The following is a 25,241-nucleotide window of genomic DNA, read 5'->3' as shown; positions in this document are numbered from 1 at the left end:
CTGCTCACAGGTCACTTGAGTGCAACAAGTGGTTGCGCTCCCGGGGACTCCGCAAGGCCCCGGAACCCACCTAGCGTTCCCCCCGCACCACAGCGCCACCTCCCTTCGAAGAGAAAGAGCCCGACGATGTTCGTTGTCGACACGCAGATCCACATCTGGCTGGAAGAGACCCCGGACCGCCCCTGGGTCCCCGGCGCACGGGAGCGCATCCGCCTCAACGGCCACCGCGAGGACCCCTTCTCCTACGAGGAGGCCCTGGAGCTGATGGACGAGGCCGGCGTCAACCGCGCGCTGATCCTGCCGCCGTCCTGGGAGGGCGACCGCATCGACTACGCCCTGGAGGCGTGCGAGGCGCACCCCGACCGCTTCGGCATCATGGCCCGCATCCCGCAGAACAAGCCCGAAGAGGGCAAGGCCATGCTGACGGACTTCGCGCAGAACCCGCACGTGAAGGGTACGCGCCTGACGTTCCACCGGCCCATCGACCGCAACTGGATGATCGACGGCACCAACGACTGGTACTGGCCGATCGCCGAGGAGCTGCGCATCCCCACCATGGTCCACGCCCCGATCTGGAAGCGTGAGCTCGGTGAGATCGCCGCCAAGCACCCCGAGCTGAAGATCATCATCGACCACATGGGCATCATGGCCCGCTGCGTCGACGACGCCATCGGCTACTGGGTCTCGGAGACCGCCGATCTGGCCGCCCATCCCAACATCTACGTCAAGGTCTCGGCGCTGCCCGGCTACTCCACCCAGCCCTTCCCCAACAACAACATCCAGAAGTACGTGCGCGAGATGGTCGACAGGATGGGTCCGCAGCGCTGCTTCTACGGCACCGACATCACCCGCCTGCTCGGCCACGGCATCACCTACACCGACACGATCGAGCAGTTCACCAAGCACTGGGACTTCACGCCCGAGGAACTTGAATGGATCATGGGCCGCGGTATCTCCGAGGTCCTGAACTGGCCGATCGAGGGCTGAGGAAGCGCGAGAGATGACCGACACCACCACCTCCCCGGGCGCCGACGGCGGCGACGCTCTCGTCTCCGCCTTCAACGCCGTCGGCGCCGACTACCTCTTCTGCTCCTCGGGGTCCGAATGGGCCCCGGTGTGGGAGTCCCTGGCCCGCCGCCACCGGGACGGGCTGCCCTGCCCCGCGTACCTCGACCTCACCCACGAGACGGTCGCGGTCGGCATGGCCACCGGCTACGGCCTGCTCAGGCGCCGCCCCCAGGGCGTGCTGCTGCACGCGGCCCCCGGACTCCTCCAGGGCTCGATGGCGGTCCACGGGGCGCTGCTCGCGGGCGTCCCGATGGTGGTCAGCTCCTCGGAGTCGACCACGTACGGCGACGGCCCCGGGCAGGACCCGGGCGGCCAGTGGTACCGCAACCTGTCCATCGTGGGCGGCCCGCACCAGGTGGCCCAGCCCTTCACCAAGTGGGCCACCGAGGCGGCGAGCGTGCACACGCTCCCGACGATGGTCACGCGGGCGGCGGAACTGTCCTGGCGGGCCCCGGCGGGACCGGCGTACCTCAACATCCCGCTGGAGATCCTGCTGGAGGACTGGGACGGCCGCGAGGCCAAGCCCGTCGTCCCGCCCGGCTCCACGCACAGCTCACCGGACGAGGTCGACCCGGTCGCCCAGCTGATCAGGGACGCGAAGAACCCGGTCGTCGTCACCGAGACCGCCGCTCGTGAGGCAGGCGGCTTCGAGGCCCTCGTCGCTTTCGCCGAGGCATGGGGCATCCCGGTCGTCGAGCCGGACTCGGCGGTGTGCGGCAACTTCCCGCGCACCCACCCGCTGCACGCCGGCAGCGACATCGGCCCCTGGACGGACGAGGCTGACCTCATCCTCCTGGTCAACTGCCGCGCCCCCTTCTACCCGCCGTCGCGCCGCCCCGCGAAGGCGAAGGTCGTGGTGATCGACGAGGTGCCGCAACGCCCGCACGTGGTCTACCAAGTCCTGTTCGCGGACCGGTACCTGGAGGGCAACGTCACCCAGACCCTGCGCCAGCTGACCAAGCGGGCGAAGGATCTGGACGAGGGGGTGCTGGCGCGCCGCCGGGCGGCGCAGGAGGAACGGCAGGCAGCCGAGCAGGCGTCGATCGCAGCAGCCGAGGCGAAGGCCGGTCAGGCGGAGGGCATCGACCCGGTGCTGGTCGCCGCGACCCTGCGCAAGCTCCTCGACGGCCGCGACGGGATCGTCGTCGACGAGACCATCACCCACAGCCGCGTGGTGAAGCGGCACATCCAGACCGACGCCCCCGACTCGTACTTCTACGTCCAGGGCGGACTGGGCCAGGGCATCGCGGTGGCGCTGGGAGTCAAACTCGCCGCCCGGGACCGCCCGGTGGTCCTCACGATCGGGGACGGCGCGTTCACCTACAACCCGGTCATCCCGTCGTACGACGCGTCGAAGGCGTACGAACTCCCGCTGCTGATCGTGGTGTTCAACAACCGCGTCTACAAGTCGATGAACCTCAACCACCGCCGCTTCTACCCCGAGGGCGCTGCCGCCGAGACGGGGGAGTGGCTCGGCACCGATCTGCACCGGCTGCCCCGACTGGCGTCCTTCGCCGAGCCGTTCGGCCTGCACGCCGAGACCGTCGACACCCCGGCCGCGCTCGCCCCGGCGCTGGAGCGCGCCCTCAAGTCCGTGGCCGGGGGCACGACGGCCGTGGTCGACGTCCTCGTCACTCGCTAGGAGATCCTCATGTCCACCACCCCCCAGAAGGTGCTCGTCCCCGCCGACGACCTGCGCGCCTTCTCCGCCGCCCTCCTGGTGAAGGGCGGCCTGAGCCCCGAGCACGCCCGCACCACCGCCGACGTGTTCGTCTGGGCGGCCCGGCGCGGCGTCGACTCGCACGGCACCGCCCGCGTCCCGGCCTACCTGGACCTGCTGGCCAAGGGCGTCGCGAACGCCGCTCCCGAGATCAGGGTCGAGTCGACGACGCCCGCCGCCGCAGTCCTCCACGCCGACCGCGCCCCCGGCCCGGTGGCCCTGAGCGCGGCGGCGGAAGAGGCGGCACGGCGGGCCCGTACGACCGGCATCGCCACCGTGGGCGTACGCGAGACCGTCCACACCGGCGCCATCGGCTACTACGTCTCGAAGATCGCCGGACAGGGCCTGGTCGGCCTCGGATTCGTGGCCGGCATGCCCAACATGGGCTACACCGGCGTCAAGGGCGCGGCGGTGGCCACGAGCCCGCTCGCGATCGCCGTACCGGCGCGCACCCACGCCCCGCTGCTCCTCGACATGGCCACCGCCACCATCGCCCTGGGCAGGATCCGCCAGGCGAAGGCAAGCGGGACCCCCCTCCCGGAGGGCGCTGCGGCCATGGAGGACGGCACCCCGACGACCGACCCCGCACTGGCGGTCATGCCCCTGCCGCTGGGCGGTGCGAAGGGTTCGGGCATGTCCCTGGCCTTCGAACTCCTCACCGGCGTCCTGGTGGGCGCCCCGATCTTCGCGTCCTTCCACTCGGACGACCCGAAGGGGCGGAAGCATCGCCAGAACGCGCTGCTGATCGCGATCGATCCGGCGGCTTTCGGCGACCAGGACGCGTTTGTGGCGGCGGTCGACGCCACGCTGGGAACGCTGAAGACCCTCCCGAGCGACGACGGCGTCCACTACCCGGGGGAGCGCAGCGCGGCTCTGGCGGAGGAACGAGGGGAGAGGGGCATCCCGGTGTCCCCGAAGGTGTGGCGTGAGTTGACGGAGCGAGCTGAACGACTGGGAGTGCCCGTGCCCGCCTGAGAAGGGCGGGGGAGGGCGCGATCGGCCCCCACGGCCCGCACCCGCGAACGGCGAGCAGGACCCGAGCGCTCAGGCGCCCGGGTCCTTGCGCACGCCGTCCAGCGCAATCGCCAGCACCCGATCCCGCTGCGCCTCGTCCTCGAACGCGGTGGCCATGATCCCCGCGACCATCCGCAGCAGATCCCCGAACTCCATGTCCCGCCGCGCCTCGCCCGCCTCCTGGGCCCGCGCGAACAGGGGGCCGCCCGCGGCGTACATCGACTCCCGGCACGCGGCGAAGACCTCCGACTCGCCGTCGAGGGCCTCACGCACCGCCCGCTTGGTCACCATGTAGCCGGCGAACCGGTCGAGCCAGACCGTCAGCGCCTCCCAGGGCTCCCGGTCCGCCACCTCCACCGCCAGCCGGCACAGCGCGTTGACGTCGTCCGCGTACACGGTCTCGAAGAGATGCCGCCGGGTGGGGAAGTTCCGGTACAGGGTGCCGATGCCGACCCCCGCGCGCCGTGCGACGTCCTCCAGGGACGCGTCGGCCCCGTGCTCGGCGAACGCCTCCCGCGCGGCGGCCAGCAGCGCGTCGTAGTTGCGGGCGGCGTCCTTGCGGGTGGGGCGGCGCGCCGCGACCAGCTCGGTGACGGGGAAGGACGGGGTGGTCACGGAAGCCTCCCGAAGGCGAAGCGGAGGTGCACCTCCGTTACGGGTTGAAGCGGAGGGGTGCCTCCGATAGAGTGGAGGCGTACCTCCACTTTAACAGTCGAGGTGCTTCCCCTGTCCTTTGTCCTTCGCGCGACCGCTTCCCAAGAGGCTCCGGCCGCACCCCGTGCTCGGAGAGGCTTCTCCATGCCCCGCAACTCCACTCGCCTCACCTTCGCGGTCCTCGCGACCGGTGCCGGCGTGTTCGCCATGCTCCAGTCGCTGATCGCCCCGGCCCTGCCGACCGTCCAGCACGCGCTGCACACCTCGCAGTCCACCGCGACCTGGGTGATGACCGCGTATCTGCTGTCCGCGTCGATCTTCACCCCGATCCTCGGCCGGGTCGGCGACCTGGTCGGCAAGAAGCGCACCCTCGTCGCCGTCCTGGCGACAGTGGGGGCCGGGTGCCTGCTGGCCGCGCTGGCACCGAACATCGGCGTCCTGATCATCGCCCGGGTGGTCCAGGGCGTCGGCGGCGCCCTGTTCCCGCTCTCCTTCGGCATCATCCGGGACGAGTTCGCCCCGGCCCGGGTCAGCGGCAGCATCAGCAACCTGTCCGCGGTGATCGCCGCGGGCGGTGGCGTCGGCATCGTCGCGGCCGGACCGATCGTGTCCGCGCTCGACTACCGCTGGCTGTTCTGGATCCCGGTCGCCGTCGTCGCGGTCGCCACCCTGATCGCCGTACGGTACGTGCCCGAGTCGCGCACCAGGGCCGAGGGCAGCGTCAACTGGCTCGGTGCCGTGCTGCTGTCGGCCTGGCTCGTCGCGCTGCTGCTGCCGCTCAGCCAGGCGACCCGCTGGGGCTGGGGATCGGCCCGTGTCCTCGGCCTGTTCGCCCTGGCCGTCGTCCTGTTCGCGCTGTGGCTGTACTCCGAGGCCCGCTCCCGCACCCCGCTGATCGACCTGCGGGTGATGCGCCTGCCCGCCGTGTGGACCACGAACACCGTGGCGCTGCTGTTCGGCGCGGGCATGTACGCGCTGTGGTCCTTCCTGCCGGCCTTCGTCCAGACGCCGACGGCGGCCGGGTACGGCTTCGGCGCGAGCGTCACCGGGGCCGGGCTGCTCATGCTGCCGATGCTGGTGGCGATGTTCCTCTCCGGTGTGCTCGGCGGCCGTCTGGAGCCGGCGCTCGGTGCGAAGACGCTGCTGGTGACGGGTGCCGCGCTCGGTGCGGCGGCCGTCGGCCTCCTCGCCCTGTGGCACGACGAGCAGTGGCAGGTCGCCCTCGTCGCCGGCCTGTTCGGCCTCGGAATCGGCCTCGCCTTCGCCTCCATGGCGAACCTGATCGTGGGCAGTGTCCCGGCCGACCAGACGGGGGCCGCGACCGGCATGAACGCCAACATCCGCACCATCGGCGGCTCCATCGGCGCCGCCGTCACCAGCGTCCTGGTGACCGGCCACCTCCAGCCTTCCGGTCTGCCGTACGAGTCCGGGTACACGCACGGCTTCACGCTGCTGGCGCTGCTGCTGCTCGGGGCGGCCCTGGCCGCGCTCCTCGTCCCGGTCGGACGGGCCGCGCGCCGGGTCACCGTGGCGGCCCCGGCACCCGTGGAGACGGTCGGCACCCGGGGCTGACGCCCCGCCAGTCGGACCGGCCGCACGTGTGAGGTAGGGTTTACCTGCGCGTTCACACGGAACACCCGTGCGGGGCGCGGCCGGGACGTGGCGCAGCTTGGTAGCGCACTTGACTGGGGGTCAAGGGGTCGCAGGTTCAAATCCTGTCGTCCCGACGGCAGGGAAGGGGCCCCGCGGGCGACAGCTCGCGGGGCCCCTTCCGTATCCGCCCCGGGTCGTCTCAGGCGTTCGGGTCGAAGGCGATCCCGGACGGCTTCGACAGCCCGAGGGCGTACTGGAAGTCGCCGTCGTCGATCTTGAGGGTGGCCGATCCGAAGTCGGCGCCCAGCAGCTTGTCGCGGTAACCGGCCGGATAGCCGTTCCAGCCGACGAGGCGGGGGAAGAACCAGCCGCCCGTGACGTTCTCCGGCGGCTCGTCGTTGCCGGTGGCGAAGCGGAAGCAGTGGGTGGACACACCGTCCTTGTGGTAGACGATCTTCGGATGGGTGCCGTCGAAACGGACCGACGAGCGGCCGGCCACCTGGTAGCCGCTGTGCTGGGACACCGACACGTACTGGACCTGGTCGCCGTACACCCACACCACCACGTGCTCCCAGTCGTGCCGGTGCCCGATGGCCGCCGGGCCCAGGGTGGCCTGGTCCTTCTCGAAGTAACTGGCGTACATCACCGCGCACCAGCCGTTGTTGCACTTGGCCCGTGAGTAGGTGTTGGCATTGGCCAGCTGGGCGTAGTCGTGGCAGTGGCCGTTGACGTCACCCCCCAATTTCAGACCGGGGTTGAGGGTGCCGTCGGCGCCGATCGCGGCGGTGGCGTAGCAGCCGTCGCCGTCGTAGTCGTAGGCGGGGGAGAAGGTCTGTTCCAGGCCGTCGGCGTTCTGGGGGAGCAGGGTCAGGACGTCGGCGCGGGCGGACAGCGGGGCGGCCACGACCAGGGCCAGCGCACCGAGGAACGCCGTGGCGAACGATCTCAACTTGGGCACGGCAGGGGCTCCTTGTCAGCAGTAGAGGTTGCCGCCCGGCGAGACGCCGAGGAGGGAGGTGAACCGGTTGTAGGCGTCGACGCGGCTCTGCACCTGGGCCGGGTTCTTGCCGTCGCACTCCAGGGAGCCGTTGATGCTGCGGATCGTCTGCCCGAAACCGGCCTGGTCGACCATGGCGTTGTGCGGGGTCATGGTGCCGGGACCGGTCTGGGTGTTCCAGTACCACAGGCCGGTCCGCCAGGCCACGGACGCGTCGTTCTGCACCAGCCAGGGGTTGTTGAGCAGATCCAGGCCCAACGCGTCCCCGGCCGCCTTGTAGTTGAAGTTCCAGCTGAGCTGGATCGGGCCGCGGCCGTAGTACGCGGCCTGGCCGGCCGGGCAGCCGTACGGCTTGCTCCAGTCGCAGTAGGTGGGGTAGTTGGCGGTGTTCTGCTCGACGATGTGGACCAGCCCGCCCGTCTCGTGGTTGACGTTGGCGAGGAAGGCGGCGGCCTCCTGCTTCTTCACCGTGTCGCTGCCGGTGGTCGCGAAGCCGGGGTAGGAGCTGAGCGCCGCGACGAGGCCGCTGTAGGTGTAGAAGGAATTCCGGTTCGGGAACATCTGGTTGAACTGCGCCTCGGAGACGACGAACCCGGACGGGGTGCCGGCGCCGCCGCTCGCGGGGGCGTTCCACTTCTGGTTGGCCGTCCCGGCGCAGGTCCAGATCTGCAACCGGGTGCCGTTGGCGCTGTTGTTGTCCCGGACGTCCAGGCACTTGTCCGCGGCCGGGTTGACGATGTCGCGCGCCGCGGTCACCACCCACTGCTGGTTGGCGCCGCCGGAGCAGTCCCACAGCTGAACCGCCGCGCCGTCGGCGGTGCTGCGGTCGACGACGTCCAGACACTTGCCGAGCGCCCGGAGCGTGCCGTCACCGGAGTTGGACCAGATCTGGGCGCCGGTGCCGTTGCAGTCGTAGAGCTGTACGGCGGTGCCGTTCGCGGTGCTCGCGCCCGCCACGTCGACGCACTTGCCGGCGAGGCCGGAGATCGAGCCGCTGGCGGCGTGCGCGGGGGTCACGGTGAGCAGCGCGGTGAGGACGGCGAACAACGCGGCCAGGGAGGAGAACCGGCCGACGCGAGAGGGAAGGGGCATGGTGGAGACGCTCCTGAGGGGGGTGTCGGGGGGTGGGCGGGCGTCACACGGTGCGTTGCTGACCCGGAACCTAAAGGTCTGGACCAGTACCGTCAAGGGGTGAAGTAAGCCGTGAGGGAAGGGAGTTGTCAGCGTGTCGTCACCCATGCCCCGCCCGCAACGCTCCGATGGGATGCATGATGGCGGGGACTGTGAGTTCCCTATGCACGGAACGGAGCGCGGATGGACATCGGGATCGGCCTTCCCAACACGGTGCCCGGCACCGAGGCACAGACCCTCCTCGACTGGGCGAGGCGCGCGGAGGACGCCGGATTCAGCACCCTCGGCACCATCGGGCGCCTGGTGTACGGCGGTTACGAGGAGCTGATCGCCCTGACGGCCGCCGCCGCGGTGACCAGCCGCATCCGGCTGACGACCAGCGTGCTGCTCTCGCCGCTGTACACCAACCCCGCGCTGCTCGCGAAGCAGGCGGCCTCGCTGGAACGCATATCGGGGGGCCGGTTCGTCCTGGGCCTCGGTCTGGGCGGACGCGACGACGACTTCGAGGCCAGCGGGCTGTCCACGAAGGGCAAGGGGCGCCGACTGGAGGAGCAGCTCGGCGAGTTGAAGCGCGTGTGGGCGGGGGAGGAGCGCGGATTCGCCGGAGCGATCGGGCCGCGGCCCGTGCGCGAAGGCGGCCCCGAGCTGATCCTGGGCGGCTCGGCGGAGGCCAGTTTCCGGCGGGTCGCCGAGTTCGCAGACGGCTGGATCATGGGCGGCGGCACGCCGGAGATGTTCGCCGAGGCCGCGGCCGGCGTCGACGCGGCCTGGCAGAAGGCGGGCCGGTCGGGATCGCCGCGCAAGCTGTCCCTGGCCTACTTCGGCCTCGGCCCCGACGCCCGCGCCCAGGCCGACGGCTATCTGCTCGACTACTACGGTTTCCTCGGCGACTTCGCCCAGCAGGTCGCGGGGAGCGCCGCGGTGAGCGCGGAGATGGCCGCCTCCTATGTCGCCGCGTTCGAGGCGGCGGGCTGCGACGAGCTCATCTTCGTGCCCACGGGGTCAGGGCTCGACCAGATCGACCTGCTGGCCGAGGCGATCGCCTGAACCGGCGGTACACGACCGGGCGGTGAGCCGGTGGCGGCCCGGCGCCGCGGTCACAGCAGGACGGTCAGTTCCACCGACACGTCGTCACCGGTCGAGATGTCCCGCGGTCTGCGCACAGCGGCCTTGAGCGGCAGCAGATAGCGGCCGTCCTTGGGGAAGAGCGAGGTCGTGAACGCGGTCCCGCCGATCCGGGCCTCGACCGGGACGACACCCCAGCCGTAGCTGGCCTGCGCGGCCACCTCCTGGATGTCGGCGGACTCCTCGTCCGGCACGGGCACGAAGTAGTACGGCGCGGGGCCGCGCCACTCGATGACCTGGCCGGTGAAGACGAGCTGCATGGGGACTGTGCCTCCTGACGAGAGGGCTCCAGCCTACGAGTGGATCGCCGACGACGAACCCGCGAACGGCGACGGGATCACTCCCGCCAGTCGAGCTGATGCTCCGGAGTGCCCACGGACCGGCCGTACGCCACCGCCTCGGCACGGCCGTGCGGATCGCCGCGCCGGTACCGGAACACCTTTCCGGCGAAGACGACCAGGCACTCGTCACCGGCGGTGAAGTCGGCGTACCACCCGCACTCCGGCTCCAGCACCCCGGCGAGCGCGTCGGCGATCACGGTGACGTCGGCATCGTCGTCGGCCTCCCACTCGACGAGGGTCCACAGCGGGGGCTGACCGGCCGCGGCACTCTCCGAGACATCCATCCGGCGCACGGCACGGACGCGGAGGCCGGGCGGGGCGAACTCCGCGCCGGGGCGCAGGCTCTCGCCGAGGACGTAACCGTTGATCATGTGCAGTCTCCTCCGCCGTGGCCCGGGCCACGGTACGGCCGTAGGGTGACGCCGGGCGGTCGCCCGCTACCGGATCAGCAGAGCGGCGGCGCCCCAGGCCGCCGCCAGAAACGCGGCGAGCAGCGCGGTCGCCGTCGCGTTCCGGCCCTTGGCCGTGGCCACTTGAGCCTCCCCGGCGGCACGCGACCGTCGCATCGCGCCGAGGGACGAGACACAGAAGGCGGCGCACAGCACCGCGGTGATCGGCAACAGCCAGAGGAACAGCCGGAGATGGTGCTCCAGCTCCGGGACCGTGCTGCCTTCCGTCGCAAACATGAGCGGATCGTAGCCGCGACCGCCGCTCGTCGCGAGGCCCGTGCCACACCGCGTGGCCGGCCGATCGTCTCCCTCCCCCGAAGGCGACGATCGACCGGCCATTCCCCCGGCGCCGGACAGTGGTCCAGCCTCGCCCGTGTGCGGCCCGTACGTGCTGTCACCAGCACATGACCGCGGTTTCCCCCGAACCCCACGCGGAGTACAGGCGCACACGGACGAAGTAGCGGCGGCCCTTGACGAGACGGGCCCTGACGGTGGCGTTGTGCGGTGTTCCGCCGTCGTCCTGGCCGGCGAGGTAGCGGGGTTCCCCGTCCCGCTCCTCGAAGACCACGACCACGGTGTCGCTGTCGCCGAAGGTGCCCACGCTGTACTCGCGGGTCTCCGGCGGCAGGACGGTGAAGTCGGCCTGCCCGCCCGGTCCGAGACCGAGCGGCGCCGAGCGGAACGGCACCAGCGCGGGCGGCAGTGTGGGACCGGCCGACGGGTACCAGCGCTGGACGAACTCCTTGTCGGAGGGCGAGAGCGTACCCGGCGGGGCCAGCCCCGCACGGAACTGCTCCGGCTCCAGGATCAGCCCCGCCGAGAACGGAAACTCCATGATCGACTGAGGGTCCCAGGCGGAGCCGCTCACCTCGCTGGGGTCGAGCTTGCGCAGGATGTTGAAGAACGTCTTGTCCCGGGTCCAGAAGTTCGGCGGACCCGACAGCTCGGCGTAGACGGCCTCGTCGTCCCAGTGGATGCCGGCGAACGGGTTCTGGTGCTCGTGGTGCATGCCGAGCGCGTGCCCGATCTCGTGCAGGGCCGTCCCGCGCTCCCCCGGCGCGGTGAGGTCCCACCCGAAGTTCATGGTGCGCTCGTGCAGTCCGACCTGGAGCGCGTCCTTGCCCACGGTCGACCACGAGCCGTCGCCGAGCTGGAACCCGATCCGCAGCTCCGCCTCGGACCGGTCGCCGACCTCGGTGAACGTGACCCCGATGCCGAGGTCCTGCCACTGCGTGAAGCACTCCCGTACGACGTCCCGCTGCTCCTCCGCGCCGACCCACGACACCCGTCGGGTCGCCCCGCTGCCGGGCACCGCGATCACCGAGGCGTCCGACTCGCCGTCGAAGAAGCAGTAGTGCAGGACGGTGTTGTTCACCCACATCCGGCTCCCGCCGATGAGCGCGCTCAGCCGCTCGGCGGTCAGTCCCGGTGTGAAGACGGGGGCCGACTGCTGCGCGAGGGAGCAGTAGCGGGAAGCCATGCGCCAAGAGTGCCGTCGGCCGTCCGCGGACGCCTGAGTCGAGGGCTACTCAAGTCCCTGTGTATCAAGCGTGAGTACTCGCGCTCATGTAGGTGTGATGACTTTCGAACGGGACGCGAAAACCCTGGAGCTGCCCTGGCCGTTCACCGGCCGGGAGGACGAGATCGAGCTGATCCGCCGGTCGTCGTCGGCCGGTCACCACGGCATCGTGGTGACCGGTCCGGCGGGGTGCGGCAAGACCCGGCTCGTGACGGAGGCCGTCCGCGGCACCGACTGCGCCAGGGTCGCCGGGACGCCGGAGACCCGTCACATCCCGTTCGCCGCCTTCGCCCATCTGCTGCCCGAGGCGGTGTCCCTGCACCGGGCGGTCCAACTCCTCTCCACCGTCCGGCTGCTGATGGTCGACGACGCGCAGTGGCTCGACGACGCCTCGGCCGCGCTCGTCCACCAGCTCGCCGTGCACGGCCGCACCCGGCTGCTGGTCGTCGCCACCGACGGCGACTCGGTGCCCTCCGCCGTCTCCCGGCTGTGGACCGGCGAGCTGCTGCCCCGCCTGGTGCTGGAACCGCTGCCGCAGGAGGAGACGGCCCAGCTCGCCGCGGCCGGCGTGGGCGGCGGTCCGGAGCCGCTCACCGTCCAGCGGCTGCACCGGCTGTGCCGCGGAGACCTGCGGCTGCTGCGCGATCTGCTCGGCGCGGTCCGGGAGGGCGGGCTGCTCACCCGGCTGCCCGGGACGGACGACTGGGCATGGCGGGGGCCGGTGCCGGTGACGGCGACCGTGCGGGAGCAGGCGGCACGGGTCCTGGAGGGCGCCGACCGCGGGACGCTCGAACTCCTCGCGTTCGCCGAGCCGTTGCCGCTGGCGATGGACGACCTGGACCTGGACGCCCTCGAACGCCTCGAAGCCGACGGCCTGGTGCGCGTCGACGACGACGGGGCCGTACGCCTCGCCCACCCGCTGCACGGCCCGGTGCTGCGGGCCGCGGCCGGCCGGCTGCGGGCGAGGCGACTGGCCCGTCGGCCCGAGCAGTGCGCGGCGGCGCTGGCCGCCGAGGCCGCGGCGCTGGCGGACAGGATCGAGCGGGCCGACGTACGGACCACGGACGCGCCGGTGGGGGAGTGGCTGGTGGCGGAAGGCCGGCCCGTCCCGGCCCGGTACGCGGCCGTACGGGCGCGGTTCGCACGGCTGCGCGGAGAGCTGCGGGAGGCGGCGGCCTGGGCGAGGGAGGGACTGCGGGAAACGGCCGGCGACCCGGCCTGCCGTGCCGAACTCGCCCTGGCAGCCGCGCAGTCGGGCGAGCCGACCGGATGCGAAGCAAGCGCCCGCGCGAAAAGCTCCGGCGAGGAGACCGGCCTGGACGGCGGCAGCGACGCCGACTCCTGCGCGGCGCGCCTCGACGGTGACCCTGACGCCGACGCCCACCCCGCCCACACCGCCGTCGGCACCGTCCCCGACGCCCGTGCCGCCGTCTGGCTGGCCGCCGCGCGCGGGGACCTTGACGCCGCGCTGGCCGCCGTCGGCGACGGTGCCTACGACGCCGTACGGCTGGGGTCGCCCGGGCGGGCGAGTCGGCGGCTGCCCGGTGACGACGTGTTCGCGCAGCACGCCGACGCCCTCGCCCGCAACGACGGCCCCGCGCTGGACCGGGCGGCCGAGCGGCTGGAGGAGCGCGGGTTCCTGCTGTTCGCCGCCGAGGCACATGCGCAGGCGGTCCGCGCCCACCGCGACCCGCGTGCCGCCCGGACCTCGCGCACCCGTGCCGTCGCCCTCGCCCGCCGCTGCCAGGGCGCCCGCACCCCGGCCCTGTCCGGGCTGGTCCTCGGCGAACTCACCGCCCGCCAGCGGCAGATCGTCACGCTCGCCGCCGCCGGACTCAGCAACCGGCAGATCGCGGAGAAGCTGACGCTGTCGATCCGCACCGTCGGCAACCACCTCTACAGCGCGTACGCCCGCCTCGGCGCCAGCGACCGCGGCGCGCTGCCGTGGCTGGTGGAACTGCCCGCCGCACAGCCGGCCTGAGCCGGCCCACCGACCGGCGGTCTGACCCCCGTGATCGGGGGAGGGGTCAGGCCGCCGCCCCACCCGCCACAGCGGCTCTCACGCGGCGCCGAACGCCGAGAACGCCCACCCCGTCGCCTGGTGCGTGGCGTCACCCGGCAGCGCCGCCCGCGCGTCGCGCAATGCCTCCGCCAGGGACAGCCCGCTGCTCAACGCCTTGTGCAGCGCCAGCATCAGCGGCACCACCGCCGCGTCGTTGACCGGCGCGGTGCACGCCACCACACCCGCCGTGCCGAGCGGCAGCAGCGCGGTGACCAGACCGAGCAGCTCGTCCGCGCCGACGGACGCGAACCGGGCGGTGTCGCAGCAGGACAGGATGATCCGGTACGGGCTGCGGGCCAGCCGCTCGAAGTCGTGCACGACGATCGGCCCGTCGGCCATCCGCAACGACGAGAACAGCGGACTGTCCGCCCGGAAGGTGCCGTGCGCGGCGATGTGCGCCAGCGCGGCCCCGTCGAGCTCCGCCAACACCCGCGGCACCCGCGCCTCGTCCTCCTCCAGCACGGTCGACCCGCCGTACCGGCGCGCCAGTTCGGGTACCTCGGCGCCCTCGGTCGCCAACCCCGGCCCCCGGACCAGCACATGGCGTCCACCCGGCGGCGGCTCGGTCCCGCGGGCCCGCAGCCAGCTGCTCGCCGACGGCGACACGCTGAGCACCCGCTCCCGCAGCGACGGCAGCAGCGCCCACGGCACCCGGTGCAGACGCCCCGGCGGCACCACCACGACCGGACCGGAGCCCAGCTGCGCCGCCGCCGGGCCGAGCAGCAGCTCCTCCAGACGGCGGCCCATGGCCTCCACCACCGGAAGACGTGCCTCCGCCCCGGGATGGGCCAGCCGCCGCAGCCCGGCCTGCACATGCTCCGCCTCGGTCTCCGCCGCCGCGAGCAGCCCCGCCTCGAACCGCCGCACCCGCCCCTGCCCGCACAACAGCACCTGAACCCGCCCGTCTAGCACGGCGAGTTCGACCAGCAGGACGTCGTCCCCGAGCCGCTCCAGCAGCCCGCCCGGGTCGAAGCGGCTGCCGATACCGGGCGCGTCCCCGCGGATGTGCAGGGTCCGGGCGCGGATCTCCCGCTCCAGACGCCGCTGTTCACGCTCCAGGACCGGCAGGGGACGGCCCTCCATGCGGGCCGCCTCCGCGCGGGCCGCGATCTCCCGGAACGCCGTCAGATCGCCCAGCAGCGCCGGATCGGCGGGCGGACGGGTCGGCGGCGCCGCCAGCGCGGTCGCCCGCCAGCGCTCGCTCCACACCAGCAACCGGCGCGGGCTGCCGGAGTCCAGACTCGCCCGCTGCGCCAACGCGGCCAGTTCCGCACCCTGTTCGGTGGCCCGGGCGCGCAACTCCGAGGCCCCCAGCGTCATCCGATGGTCGTCGAGCACGTCCAGACCACGTCGGCACGCCTCCAGCACGCCCCGCTGCGACCCGGCGGCCCGGGCCCGCAGCGCCTGCGCCGCCCAGCCCGTCATCCGCGCCAGCGGAGGACCGCTGCGCCGGCTGCGGGCGGCCACGGCCAGATGCCGCTCGGCGTCCGCCGTCCAGCCAAGGCCCAGCGCGATCCGCCCCGCCAGCAGCGAGGCCTCCGGCGCGGCCGGCGCGCCGAACCCGGCCAGCCGCTCGGCGACCTCGGCCGCGTCGGCCACCAGCCGCCCCGACCCGCGTCCCGCCGCGAGCCGCGCCTCGACCAGCACCAGCCGGGCGTGCGCCTCCCACCAGGGCCGCCGCTGCGCGGCGAACAGCCGCACCGCGAGTGCCGCGCGCGCGATCGCGGTGTGCGGATCACCCGTCCGCCGGGCCGCCCGCGCCGCGGCCAGCAGCAACTCGGCCTTGAGGGTGGACTGCCCGCCGATCCCGTCGAGCACGGCGATCGCCGCGTCCGCCTCCGCCAGCGCCTCCGGCGCGAGCCCGGCCGCCATCAGCACCTCGCAGCGCCGGATGTAGAGCATGAACGACGGCGTGCCGAGCTTGGCGTACCGCTCCCCGGCCTCGTCGAACAGCCGCAGCGCGGCCGGGACGTCACCGGACCGGAACGCGGCGAGCCCCCGGCTCTCCACCCCGTCCGCCTTGTCGTGCTCCTGGCCCGTGGTGTCGAACAGCGTCTCCGCCGCCGCGAAGTCGGCCTCGGCCCGCTCCACCGCACCGACCGCCAGGTGCACGGTCGCGCGCAGCGTCAGCGCCCGCGCCGTCCAGATCACGTCGTCCATCTGCCGCAGCACGGGAATCGCCCGGCGCACGTCCTCCAGGGCCTCCCGGTGCCGGCCGAGCACCCAGGAGGCGTAGGCCCGCCGGAAGAGCACGCGCGCGCGGGTGTGCCCACTGCTCACCGAGACCCCGCGCTCCAGCGCGTCCAGGCCCTGCCGGGTACGCCCCGCGGTCACCAGCGCCACGCCGAGCGCGGCCAGGACATCCGCCTCCCGGTCGGCCGACTCGGCGCGCACGGCGAGATCGCGGGCGCGGCGCAGATGGTGCAGCGCGAGCTTCATGTCGCCCCAGTCGCGCTGCCAGATGCCGATCACCTGATGGGCCACGGAGGCATGCAGCGGTGAGGGATCGGAGCCGATTACTTCCTCTGCCCTCGCCAGCGCCTGCCGGGGCGCGGCGAACACCATGGGCAGCAGTTCGAGAACCGTGTCGCTTCCCGCTGTCACTCCACGGATGGTAGTGCTCCGGGTCGTGTGCGACACCGGTTCGGAGCTGTATCAATCAGCGGCTCCGAGACTCTGACTGACGACCACCGCTCAAGTGGGAGGACACGCCATGGCACCTCAGCGATTCCCGGAGCAGTTCGAGCAGATCCAGCGATCGATGCCCGACGTCCCCCTCGCGATGGGACCGGACGACGCGGCCGAGTTCATCTACGAGAAAGGTGTGGTCCTCGCCCGGGACGGTGAGGAGGCGGCCCTCGTCGAGAACACGGTCCGCGACCACTTCACCGCGGCGACCGGCCTCAGCGGCGACCAGGTGCGCCGCGCGAGCCCGCAGACCAACCGCTCGGGCATCACCCGTATCCAGGTCGGCGACCCCGGCCACGGCGACCGCCGCGCCGACCGGGCCGTCGCGAACGCCCTGCGCGCCATGCGGGAGCCGGAGGGCCGCGCCGGACGCCGGCTGGTCAGCCGCAACCACGTGGTGTCCATCGCGGTCAACTCCTGCCCCGGCGACGAGCCGGTGCCCGCCCCGCTCACCGGCGGCACCAACCCGGCCCCCGCGGAGGCCGGGTACGACCAGGACACCGCCGTCCGTGTCCTGGTCATCGACAACGGCCTCACCCACGACCACACCCTGGTCCCGCTGCTCGCGCACGTCCAGGGCGACCCGCACGGCACCGAGACCGACGACCAGGGCAACCTCAAGATCTACGTCGGTCACGGCACGTTCATCGCGGGCATCCTCGCGTCCGTCGCCCCCAACACGAACATCACCGTGCGCAACACCCTCAACGACGCCGGCGCGATCCTCGAATCCGACTTCGGCGACGCCCTGTTCGCCGCCGTCGACCGGGACGGCTGGCCCGACATCATCAGCCTCTCCGCCGGCACCTCCAACGGCAGCACCGACGGCCTGCTCGGCCTGGACGCCTTCATGCAGGAACTGCGGCAGCAGCACACCCTGCTGGTCGCCGCGGCCGGCAACAACGCCAGCGCGACGCCCTTCTGGCCCGCCGCCTACGCCGCCCTGCCCGACTACGCGGACAGCGTCCTGTCGATCGGCGCCCTGCGCACCGACGGCGACCACGGCGCCTGCTTCAGCAACCACGGCTCCTGGGTCGACGCCTACGCCCCCGGCGAGCGCCTCACCAGCACTCTCACCGGCTTCGACGCCCCCGTGCCGTACGTGTACCAGCACTCCACCTACGACGCCTGCCGCTTCAACTTCACCTACCTCTGCACCTGCCAACACCCGCGTCACAACGGCGTGTTGAGCGACGACGGCGGCACCCCCAAGCCCGACCAGGTGATGTTCGACGGGTACGCGCACTGGAGCGGCACCTCCTTCGCCACCCCGGCCGCCGCCGGGCTGGTCGCCGCCCACATGACCGCCCACAAGGAGACCGACCCGCGCGCCGCGGGCCGGCAACTGCTCGCGGCCAACACCGAGTTCGCGGAAGTACGCGGGGCGCACGTCCCGGCGCTCATACCGCCCACCTGGCGTCAGGGGACGGTCGTACAGCTCTCTCCTGGGGCATGAGGGCCGAACTCGCCCCCTCCACGGCGTACGATGACTTGCCGTACACGAGGGGTGGGGCCGTGGACCGAGCAGATGTCGGCGCGCTGGTCCAGTCCGCCGTCGACGGCGACGCGGCGGCCTGGAAGGCGCTCGTGGAAGGGCTGAGCCCACTGGTGTGGTCCGTCGTGCGGGCGCACCGGCTGAGCGACGCCGACGCGCACGAGGTGTACCAGACGGTGTGGTTCCGATTCGCCCAGCACCTCGGCCGGATCCGGGAACCGCAGAAGGCGGGCTCGTGGCTGGCCAGCACCGCACGGCACGAGTGCCTGAAGGTCCTCAAGAGCTTGAGGCGACTGACCCCCACCGACGATCCGCAGCTGCTCGACCGGGTCAGCGAGGACCGCACGCCGGAGCAGACCTTCCTCGACTCCGAGGAGGCGGCCGCGGAGAGCGAACGCATCCGGCACCTGTGGCAGGAGTTCGAGGAACTCGGCGAGCGGTGCAGGCAGTTGCTGCGCATCCTGATGGCCTCGCCGCCGCCCAGTTACCAGGAGGTGTCCGCCGCGCTGGGCATCGCCGTGGGCAGCATCGGACCGCTGCGTCAGCGCTGTCTGCGCCGGCTGCGGGCCCGGCTCGAAGCGCGGGGGGCGGTGTGAGGGACGAGATGAACGACGACGAGACGTTCGACGAGGCCTACGGCGGTCAGGACGCCGACGCGGATCTGCTGGAGGAGGAGCTCCGCAGGGCGGCCGGCATCCTCGACCCGGTGCCGGCCCAGCTGCGGCAGATCGCCGTGGAGGCCTATGCCCTGCACGACCTCGACGCCCGGATCGCCGAGCTGACCTTCGACTCGGTGGTGGACGCCATCCCCGTCAGGGGAGCCACGGACGTGCCGCGGATGCTGACCTTCCGCGCGGGCGAGGTCACCGTGGACGTGGAGGTCACCGGGGAGGGGCTGATGGGGCAGGTGCTGCCGCCCCAGCAGGCGCTGGTCGAGGTGCTCAGCGGTCCGCAGACGGGCGCCCCGCTGACCACCGACGACATGGGGCGCTTCACCTACGGCGAGCCCCCCGCCGGTCCCTTCGCACTGCGACTGCGGACCGGCAGCGAGGCGATCGTCACCGACTGGCTGACCGTTCGGCTCAGTCCCAGGTGACGGGCAGGGACTGCGGCCCGCGGATCATCGTCTTCCGGCGCCAGACCACCTGGTCGGCCGGGACCGCGAGCCGCAGCCCCGGCAGCCGGTCGAGGAGCGTGCCGACCATCAGCTCGATCTGGAGCCGCGCGAGGACCGCGCCCGTGCAGTAGTGCGGGCCGTTGCCGAAGGACAGGTGCGGGTTGGGGTCCCGGTCGAGGTCGATGCGGTCCGGGTCGGGGAAGACGTCCGGATCACGGTTGGCGGCGAGGTAGGACACGTACACCGGATCGCCCGCGCGGATGCGCTGCCCGCCCAGCTCGACGTCCTCCAGGGCGATGCGGGCGAGCCCGACCGCGGTGCGGTGCGGGACGTGGCGCAGCAGTTCGTCCAGGGCGTTCGCCCGGGCCTCGGGCTGGTGCCGCATCCGCTCCATCAGCTCGGGGCGCGTCAGCAGCAGGAACAGCGTCTGGCCGCAGTTGTGGGTGACGGCTTCGCCGCCGATCTGCAGGGGCGCGGCCAGTCCGACCGCCTCCTCCGCGCTGATCTCACCGCGCCGCAGGGCCGCGCCGATCAGCGAGTACACGTCGTCGCCGGTGCTGTCGGCGCGGGCCCGGACGGTGTCCGCGATCCAGCCGAACATGCCCTTCTTGGCCTCCGCGGAGGCCTCGGCCCCGCCCTTGGTGGAGACGATCTGCGCCGCCCAGGCGTGCATCCGGGGCTGGTCGGCGGCGGGCACCCCCATGATCTCGGAGATCAGGGCGACCGGGAAGGGTTCGAGGACCCGCTCGACGAGATCGGCCGGCGGACCGTCCCGTACGACACCCGCCACCAGCGGATCGAGCAGCTCCTGCGCCCGGGGCCGCAGCCGCTTCATCGCGCTCACCGTGAACGCCCCGGCCACGGCCTTGCGCAACCGGTTGTGATCGGGCTGGTCGGCCCAGGCGAGGGAGCCCGGCCGCGGTGCGAAGTGCGGGGCGAGCCGGGTGACCTGACGGTCGACCCCCGCGGCACGACTGAACCGCGGGTCGTTGGTGATCGACCTGACGTCCTCGTAGCGGGTGGCCAGCCACGCCCACCCCTCCCCGAACGGCAGCCGGATCCGGGTCAGCGGCCCCTCCCGCATCAGCTCCGCGAGCACCGGGTCGAACTCCGTCCCGGCCAGGTCGAGGGCGGGCCAGTCCCGTACGGGCGGGCCGGTGAGCGTGGTGGTTTCCTCGGTCATGCCCCCCACCCTCACCGTGGCACGGCCGGGTGTCGCGCGGGAGTGCTCCAGCCGGAGGTCAGCGGGCCACGGCGTCGACGAGCGCCGCGAGCGCCGAGGCGAGCCGCCCCAGGCCCGGTCCGGCGGGCCCGCCCGGCTCGGTCATGTACGTGTCCCGCCGGATCTCCACCATCAGCGCCGCGACCCGGGGATCACGGCCGTGGAACTCCAGCGGCACGTACGTGCCGCTGAACGGGCTGTCCACCCCGGTCTCCCCGAAGGCCTCGCGGGCCGCGGCGAGCAGCGCCGGCGGGGTGTGGAAGGAGTCGGTGCCCAGACACACGGGCGGTCGCGGGCCCTCGCCGTGCAGCTCGTAGGGCAGGACCGCGCTGGGATAGGAGTGCACGTCGACGATCACGGCCCGCCCGGCGACGGCCAGCCGCTCGGCCACGGCCTCGGTCATGGCCCGCGCGTACGGCCGGAAGTACCGCGCGAGCAACGGCTCGGGGTCGGTCTGCGCGGGCCGCAGCACCTGCCGGTCCGTGGTCCGCGTGTAGACGGCGCCCATCCCGGCGGCGAGCATCTCCTCCCGCTCGTCGGGGAACCGTTCGGGGTCGACGACCAGCCGGGAGAGCCGGTTCACGAACCGCCACGGCGTCACCGCCGCCAGCCCGGCCGCCCGCTCGGCGAGCTCCGCGGTGTGCGCGTCGACGATGTGGTCCAGCTCGCGCTCCAGCGCGGCGTCGTCCAGCACGATGCCGGCGCGCGCCCCGGCCGGGATGCGCCGGGCCGAGTGCGGCACGTGCAGGATCACGGGGGACGCCGGGGCGCCGGGCAGCAGCTCGAAGGAGGGTGCGGCGGAGGTCATGCGGTGGCTCCCGGGGCGTCGTCGCGGAGGTGGCGCACGATCACAGCGCGAGGGGCGTGGCGGCGTGGGTGCGTTCGACCCGTACGTCCAGCAGCGAGTGCCGGCACTCGTGGCCGGGGACGGAGTCGACCAGGACACGGTAGGTGATCGTCGTGCCGGACCCGAGCCGCCCGGGACCTATGTGGAGCTCGGAGCCTTGCACCCGGGCGGGCGGCGCCTGGGCGGCGCTGGGGTGCGACGCGGTGGTCAGGAGCTTCGCGTACGGCACGCCCAGGCGCACCCGGATCGGCTCGCCGCGGTCGAAGGCGCTGCTGGCTATGTCGCGGCGGCCGGGGTTGTGGAGGACCACGGTGACCACGTGCGGGTCGACGAGCGCGGTGCCGTTGTGACTGACCTCCAGACTGCCGGCGGCGGCATCGGGGACCAGCGGGGCGTGGCTGACCGTGTAGTTGAGCCGTCGCCGGGGGTGTGCCACGTGCAGCACGGCCCAGATCCCGATGAAGGCGGCGACGACGCCGGCCGCGGCCACCAAGGTGTCCGCCGCGTAGAAGGAGTCGGACGCGACGGTCCGGGTGGACAGGTCGTCGTACACGGGCAGCCCCCCTGGCGCCGGTCGGTCAGCTTCGGTGCGGACGGTCGGCGCCGGCCGCTCGGAGAAACGCGCGCCACCCCTGCGGTGAGAAGGCCAGCGCCGGCCGGCCGGTGTCCTTGGAGTCCCGGACCGCGACGGCGCCCTCGGTGCGGGCGACTTCGACGCACGCTCCGTTGCCCGCGCTGTAACTGCTCCTGTGCCACACGGCGTTGTCGAGTCCGCGCAGTGGCGGACGTATGCCGCCCCGGGTGTTCATGAGTCCTGCATCTCCCTTGTGAGCTGTTCCAGCAGGATGGCCGCTTCCTGCGGGTCCGGAGCCGCGGCCCGGAGCAGGTCGAAGGTCTGGATGAAGGAGCGGACGTCGCGTTCCTTCTCCAGATAGACGTTGCCTGCCATGGAGTTGACGTAGACCACCGTGGGCGTGTGGGGCTCGAACTCCAGCAGGGAGAAGGCCCCGGACAGCGCCGGATGGGCGCCCTTCGAGGTCGGCATGATCTGCAGGGTGACGTTCGGCAGGGTGGTGACCTCGGCGAGGTGGCGCAGCTGGGCGGTCATGACCTCCTTGCCGCCGACGGGCCGGCGCAACGCGCTCTCCTCCATCACCACCCACAGTTCCAGCGGATCGGGCTGCCGGGTGAGCAGGGCCTGGCGCTCCTTGCGGAAGCGCACCAACTGGTCCGTCTCGTCGGGCCGGTTGGGCTGGAACGCGGAGATCACCGCGTGGGCGTACTCCTCGGTCTGGAGCAGTCCGTGCACGACCATCGACTCGTACGACCTCAGGACCCGGGCGTCGGCCTCCAGGCCCGCGTAGGTGGCCATGCCGGAGGGCAGCACGTCCCCGTAATGGGCCCACCAGCCCTGCTGCTGCGCGTCCTTGTGGATCTGCATGACCGTCTCGACGTGCTGCGGGTCGGCGACGCCGTACCACTCCAGCAGATCGCGGACGTCCCGGGCCTTGATCGGGGCCTGGCCCGTCTCCACCCGGCTGATCTTCGACATCGAGCACTCCAGGTGGGTGGCGACGTCCTCGATCCGCCTGCCCGCCTGCTCACGCAGCCGTCGCAGTTCCGCGCCGAGCTGGCGTCGTCGTACCGTGGGCCCCCCGGCCGTGGCCATCGCCTCACCTCTCGCAATCGGCACTGCGGAGTATTGCTCGACGCAATTGTGCCCCGCCTCGAATGTGCTTGTACCCACGAGGAGTTGGCCCAAGACATGTGGCTCACGCAATTGCGTGGGAGAAGTCCCTTGGTCGCCCGGGGCGGCTCCGGGATGACATACGTCCGCCCCGGCCGGGCAGTTCGCCGGCCGGGGCGGAGCGTCACCGGATGAGGGCTCGCGTCAGCTCAGGGACGCCAGCGCCTCGTTCCACGTGGTGGACGGGCGCATGACCGCGGCGGCCTTCGCCGGGTCGGGCTGGTAGTAGCCGCCGATGTCGGCCGGCTTGCCCTGGACGGCGATCAGCTCGTCGACGATCTTCTGCTCGTTGGCGGCGAGCGTCTCGGCGAGCGGCGCGAAGGCCTTCGCCAGGTCCGCGTCCTCGGTCTGCGCCGCCAGCTCCTGGGCCCAGTACAGGGACAGGTAGAAGTGGCTGCCGCGGTTGTCGATGCCGCCGACGCGACGGGTCGGGGACTTGTCCTCGTTGAGGAAGGTCGCCGTGGCGCGGTCCAGGGTGTCGGCGAGGACCTTGGCCTTGGGGTTGTTCGTCGCCGTCGCGTACTGCTCCAGGGACGGGACCAGCGCGAAGAACTCACCCAGGGAGTCCCAGCGCAGGTAGTCCTCCTTGACCAGCTGCTGGACGTGCTTCGGCGCGGAGCCGCCGGCGCCCGTCTCGAACAGGCCGCCGCCCGCCATCAGCGGGACCACCGACAGCATCTTGGCGCTGGTGCCCAGCTCCAGGATCGGGAAGAGGTCGGTGAGGTAGTCGCGGAGCACGTTGCCCGTGACCGAGATGGTGTCCTCACCGCGGCGGATGCGCTCCACCGACAGCTTGGTGGCCTCCACCGGGGCGAGGATGCGGATGTCCAGGCCCTCGGTGTCGTGCTCCGGCAGGTACGCGTTGACCTTGGCGATCAGGTTGGCGTCGTGGGCGCGGGTCTCGTCCAGCCAGAACACCGCCGGGTTGCCGGTGGCGCGGGCGCGCGTGACGGCCAGCTTCACCCAGTCCTTGATCGGCGCGTCCTTGGTCTGGCAGGCGCGGAAGATGTCACCCTCGGCGACCGGCTGCTCGATGAGGACGGTGCCGGCCTGGTCGACCAGACGGACCGTGCCGGCCGCCTTGATCTCGAAGGTCTTGTCGTGGGAGCCGTACTCCTCGGCCTTCTGCGCCATCAGGCCGACGTTCGGGACCGAGCCCATGGTCGACGGGTCGTAGGCGCCGTGGGCGCGGCAGTCCTCGATCACGGCCTGGTAGACACCGGCGTACGAGGAGTCCGGCAGCACCGCGAGGGTGTCGGCCTCCTGGCCGTCCGGGCCCCACATGTGGCCGGAGGTGCGGATCATGGCCGGCATCGAGGCGTCGACGATGACGTCGGACGGCACGTGCAGGTTGGTGATGCCCTTGTCGGAGTCGACCATCGCCAGGGCCGGACCCTCGGCGAGCTCGGCGTCGAAGGAGGCCCTGATCTCCTCACCGAAGTGCGGGAGCGTCTCCAGGCCCTTGAAGATGCCGCCCAGACCGTCGTTCGGGGACAGGCCGGCGCCGGCGAGGACCTCGCCGTACTTCGCGAACGTCTTCGGGAAGAACGCGCGCACCACGTGACCGAAGATGATCGGGTCGGAGACCTTCATCATCGTGGCCTTCAGGTGCACGGAGAACAGCACGCCCTGGGCCTTGGCCTCGGCGATCTGCGCGGTGAGGAACTCGCGCAGCGCGGCCACGTGCAGCACGGAGGCGTCGACGACCTCGCCCGCCAGGACGGGGACGGACTCGCGCAGGACCGTGGTGGTGCCGTCCTCGGCGACCAGCTCGATCTTCAGCGCGCCGGCCTCGGAGATCACGACGGACTTCTCGGTGGAGCGGAAGTCGTTCTGCCCCATGGTCGCGACGTTGGTCCTGGACTCCGACGACCAGGCGCCCATGCGGTGCGGGTGGGTCTTGGCGTAGTTCTTGACCGAGGCGGGGGCGCGGCGGTCGGAGTTGCCCTCACGCAGGACCGGGTTCACCGCGGAGCCCTTGACCTTGTCGTAGCGGGCCTGGATCTCCCGCTCCTCGTCGGTCTTGGGGTCGTCGGGGTAGGCCGGCAGCGCGTAGCCCTGCGCCTGCAGCTCGGCGATCGCGGCCTTGAGCTGCGGGATCGACGCCGAGATGTTCGGCAGCTTGATGATGTTGGCCTCGGGCGTCTTCGCCAGCTCGCCCAGCTCGTGCAGGGCGTCCGGGATGCGCTGGTCCTCGGTCAGGTACTCCGGGAACACCGCGATGATGCGGCCGGCCAGCGAGATGTCCCGCGTCTCCACGGCGACACCCGCCTGCGAGGCGTACGCCTGGACCACCGGCAGGAAGGAATACGTCGCCAGGGCCGGGGCCTCGTCAGTGTGCGTATAGATGATGGTCGAGTCAGTCACCGGGTGCTCCGCTCCACGTCTGCAACATTGCTCGACATCAAGATATCTCGTGATCGGGTCCGGCTCGACAGGGGTCCTCGCACAC

General features: G+C 72.3%; 23 protein-coding genes and 1 tRNA gene. 10 read left to right on the top strand and 14 right to left on the bottom strand.

Annotated elements, in window-relative coordinates:
• The first annotated feature begins 126 nt into the window (after window positions 1–126).
• From DI272_RS07215 to DI272_RS07205, 3 genes are read left to right on the top strand one after another with little or no spacing between them, the layout of a single operon-like run.
• Window positions 127–987, top strand: coding sequence for an amidohydrolase (locus DI272_RS07215; RefSeq protein WP_109494511.1), 861 nt, complete (start codon window positions 127–129; stop codon window positions 985–987).
• Between the two features lie 13 nt (window positions 988–1,000).
• A complete protein-coding gene (locus DI272_RS07210; RefSeq protein WP_109494509.1) occupies window positions 1,001–2,710 on the top strand; it encodes a thiamine pyrophosphate-dependent enzyme in 1,710 nt (569 codons plus the stop codon).
• 9 nt (window positions 2,711–2,719) lie between these two features.
• Entirely contained in the window at window positions 2,720–3,763 is a 1,044-nt protein-coding gene (locus DI272_RS07205) for an Ldh family oxidoreductase (protein WP_109494507.1), read from the top strand.
• A gap of 69 nt (window positions 3,764–3,832) precedes the next feature.
• Here the strand turns inward: DI272_RS07205 and DI272_RS07200 are convergent, their stop codons facing one another.
• Window positions 3,833–4,417, bottom strand: coding sequence for a TetR/AcrR family transcriptional regulator (locus DI272_RS07200; RefSeq protein ID WP_109494505.1), 585 nt, complete (start codon window positions 4,415–4,417; stop codon window positions 3,833–3,835).
• A gap of 183 nt (window positions 4,418–4,600) precedes the next feature.
• On the opposite strand from DI272_RS07200, the gene DI272_RS07195 reads away from it, so the two are divergent.
• On the top strand, window positions 4,601–6,028 hold the full coding sequence (locus tag DI272_RS07195; protein ID WP_109494503.1) for an MFS transporter: 1,428 nt from the start codon (window positions 4,601–4,603) through the stop codon (window positions 6,026–6,028).
• Window positions 6,029–6,109: 81 nt separating this feature from the next.
• Window positions 6,110–6,183: transfer RNA gene (locus DI272_RS07190), tRNA-Pro, on the top strand.
• A gap of 65 nt (window positions 6,184–6,248) precedes the next feature.
• Here the strand turns inward: DI272_RS07190 and DI272_RS07185 are convergent.
• Both DI272_RS07185 and DI272_RS07180 read right to left on the bottom strand, forming a co-directional pair.
• Entirely contained in the window at window positions 6,249–7,007 is a 759-nt protein-coding gene (locus DI272_RS07185) for an NPP1 family protein (protein WP_109494501.1), read from the bottom strand.
• Window positions 7,008–7,022: 15 nt separating this feature from the next.
• Window positions 7,023–8,138, bottom strand: a complete 1,116-nt coding sequence (locus DI272_RS07180; RefSeq protein ID WP_109494499.1) for a chitinase — start codon at window positions 8,136–8,138, stop codon at window positions 7,023–7,025.
• 222 nt (window positions 8,139–8,360) lie between these two features.
• Between DI272_RS07180 and DI272_RS07175 the strand changes: the two genes are divergently transcribed.
• Complete coding sequence (locus DI272_RS07175) at window positions 8,361–9,224, top strand: LLM class flavin-dependent oxidoreductase (protein WP_109494497.1); 864 nt, start codon at window positions 8,361–8,363, stop codon at window positions 9,222–9,224.
• A 50-nt stretch (window positions 9,225–9,274) separates the two neighbouring features.
• Here the strand turns inward: DI272_RS07175 and DI272_RS07170 are convergent, their stop codons facing one another.
• The 4 genes from DI272_RS07170 to DI272_RS07155 all read right to left on the bottom strand — a co-directional run bounded on the left by DI272_RS07170 (window position 9,275) and on the right by DI272_RS07155 (window position 11,572).
• Window positions 9,275–9,562, bottom strand: a complete 288-nt coding sequence (locus tag DI272_RS07170) for a DUF1905 domain-containing protein (RefSeq protein WP_109494495.1) — start codon at window positions 9,560–9,562, stop codon at window positions 9,275–9,277.
• Window positions 9,563–9,639: 77 nt separating this feature from the next.
• Entirely contained in the window at window positions 9,640–10,014 is a 375-nt protein-coding gene (locus tag DI272_RS07165) for a hypothetical protein (RefSeq protein ID WP_109494493.1), read from the bottom strand.
• A gap of 66 nt (window positions 10,015–10,080) precedes the next feature.
• Entirely contained in the window at window positions 10,081–10,329 is a 249-nt protein-coding gene (locus tag DI272_RS07160) for a hypothetical protein (protein WP_109494491.1), read from the bottom strand.
• Between the two features lie 157 nt (window positions 10,330–10,486).
• Entirely contained in the window at window positions 10,487–11,572 is a 1,086-nt protein-coding gene (locus tag DI272_RS07155; protein ID WP_109494490.1) for a M12 family metallopeptidase, read from the bottom strand.
• Between the two features lie 97 nt (window positions 11,573–11,669).
• On the opposite strand from DI272_RS07155, the gene DI272_RS07150 reads away from it, so the two are divergent.
• The gene (locus DI272_RS07150; RefSeq protein WP_109494488.1) at window positions 11,670–13,592 is read left to right on the top strand and encodes a LuxR C-terminal-related transcriptional regulator; all 1,923 of its coding nucleotides are present in this window, start codon (window positions 11,670–11,672) and stop codon (window positions 13,590–13,592) included.
• 78 nt (window positions 13,593–13,670) lie between these two features.
• Here the strand turns inward: DI272_RS07150 and DI272_RS07145 are convergent, their stop codons facing one another.
• Complete coding sequence (locus tag DI272_RS07145; RefSeq protein ID WP_109500721.1) at window positions 13,671–16,238, bottom strand: CHAT domain-containing protein; 2,568 nt, start codon at window positions 16,236–16,238, stop codon at window positions 13,671–13,673.
• 148 nt (window positions 16,239–16,386) lie between these two features.
• On the opposite strand from DI272_RS07145, the gene DI272_RS07140 reads away from it, so the two are divergent.
• Genes DI272_RS07140 through DI272_RS07130 form a run of 3 tightly spaced genes read left to right on the top strand, consistent with a single transcriptional unit; the run spans window position 16,387 to window position 18,952 of the window.
• Window positions 16,387–17,817 carry a S8/S53 family peptidase gene (locus tag DI272_RS07140; protein WP_109494486.1) on the top strand — a complete coding sequence of 477 codons (1,431 nt, stop codon included), beginning with the start codon at window positions 16,387–16,389 and terminating at the stop codon, window positions 17,815–17,817.
• A gap of 59 nt (window positions 17,818–17,876) precedes the next feature.
• Window positions 17,877–18,452, top strand: coding sequence for an RNA polymerase sigma factor (locus DI272_RS07135; RefSeq protein WP_109494485.1), 576 nt, complete (start codon window positions 17,877–17,879; stop codon window positions 18,450–18,452).
• 8 nt (window positions 18,453–18,460) lie between these two features.
• Window positions 18,461–18,952: a hypothetical protein gene (locus DI272_RS07130; RefSeq protein WP_109494483.1), complete on the top strand. Its 492-nt coding sequence runs from the start codon at window positions 18,461–18,463 to the stop codon at window positions 18,950–18,952.
• On the opposite strand, the gene DI272_RS07125 is transcribed toward DI272_RS07130, so the two are convergent.
• The 6 genes from DI272_RS07125 to DI272_RS07100 form a co-directional block, all read right to left on the bottom strand.
• Window positions 18,939–20,156 (bottom strand): cytochrome P450, encoded by a 1,218-nt coding sequence (locus DI272_RS07125; RefSeq protein WP_109494481.1) that lies wholly within the window; start codon window positions 20,154–20,156, stop codon window positions 18,939–18,941. The two genes, DI272_RS07130 and DI272_RS07125, sit on opposite strands and share 14 nt — an antisense overlap.
• 58 nt (window positions 20,157–20,214) lie before the next feature.
• Window positions 20,215–21,003: an N-formylglutamate amidohydrolase gene (locus DI272_RS07120; protein ID WP_109494479.1), complete on the bottom strand. Its 789-nt coding sequence runs from the start codon at window positions 21,001–21,003 to the stop codon at window positions 20,215–20,217.
• Window positions 21,004–21,043: 40 nt separating this feature from the next.
• Window positions 21,044–21,595 (bottom strand): hypothetical protein, encoded by a 552-nt coding sequence (locus DI272_RS07115; RefSeq protein ID WP_109494477.1) that lies wholly within the window; start codon window positions 21,593–21,595, stop codon window positions 21,044–21,046.
• Window positions 21,596–21,620: 25 nt separating this feature from the next.
• A complete protein-coding gene (locus tag DI272_RS07110) occupies window positions 21,621–21,851 on the bottom strand; it encodes a DUF397 domain-containing protein (protein ID WP_109494475.1) in 231 nt (76 codons plus the stop codon).
• Entirely contained in the window at window positions 21,848–22,711 is an 864-nt protein-coding gene (locus DI272_RS07105) for a helix-turn-helix transcriptional regulator (protein WP_109494474.1), read from the bottom strand. The genes DI272_RS07110 and DI272_RS07105 overlap by 4 nt, the downstream gene beginning before the upstream one ends.
• Window positions 22,712–22,933: 222 nt before the next feature.
• A complete protein-coding gene (locus DI272_RS07100) occupies window positions 22,934–25,156 on the bottom strand; it encodes an NADP-dependent isocitrate dehydrogenase (protein ID WP_109494472.1) in 2,223 nt (740 codons plus the stop codon).
• Window positions 25,157–25,241 lie beyond the last annotated feature (85 nt).

The organism is Streptomyces sp. Act143 (genome assembly GCF_003143935.1).
Classification (GTDB): Bacteria; Actinomycetota; Actinomycetes; order Streptomycetales; family Streptomycetaceae; genus Streptomyces.
The sequence above is the reverse complement of the archived record's forward strand: the minus strand, read 5'-3'. Positions and strand labels throughout refer to the sequence as shown.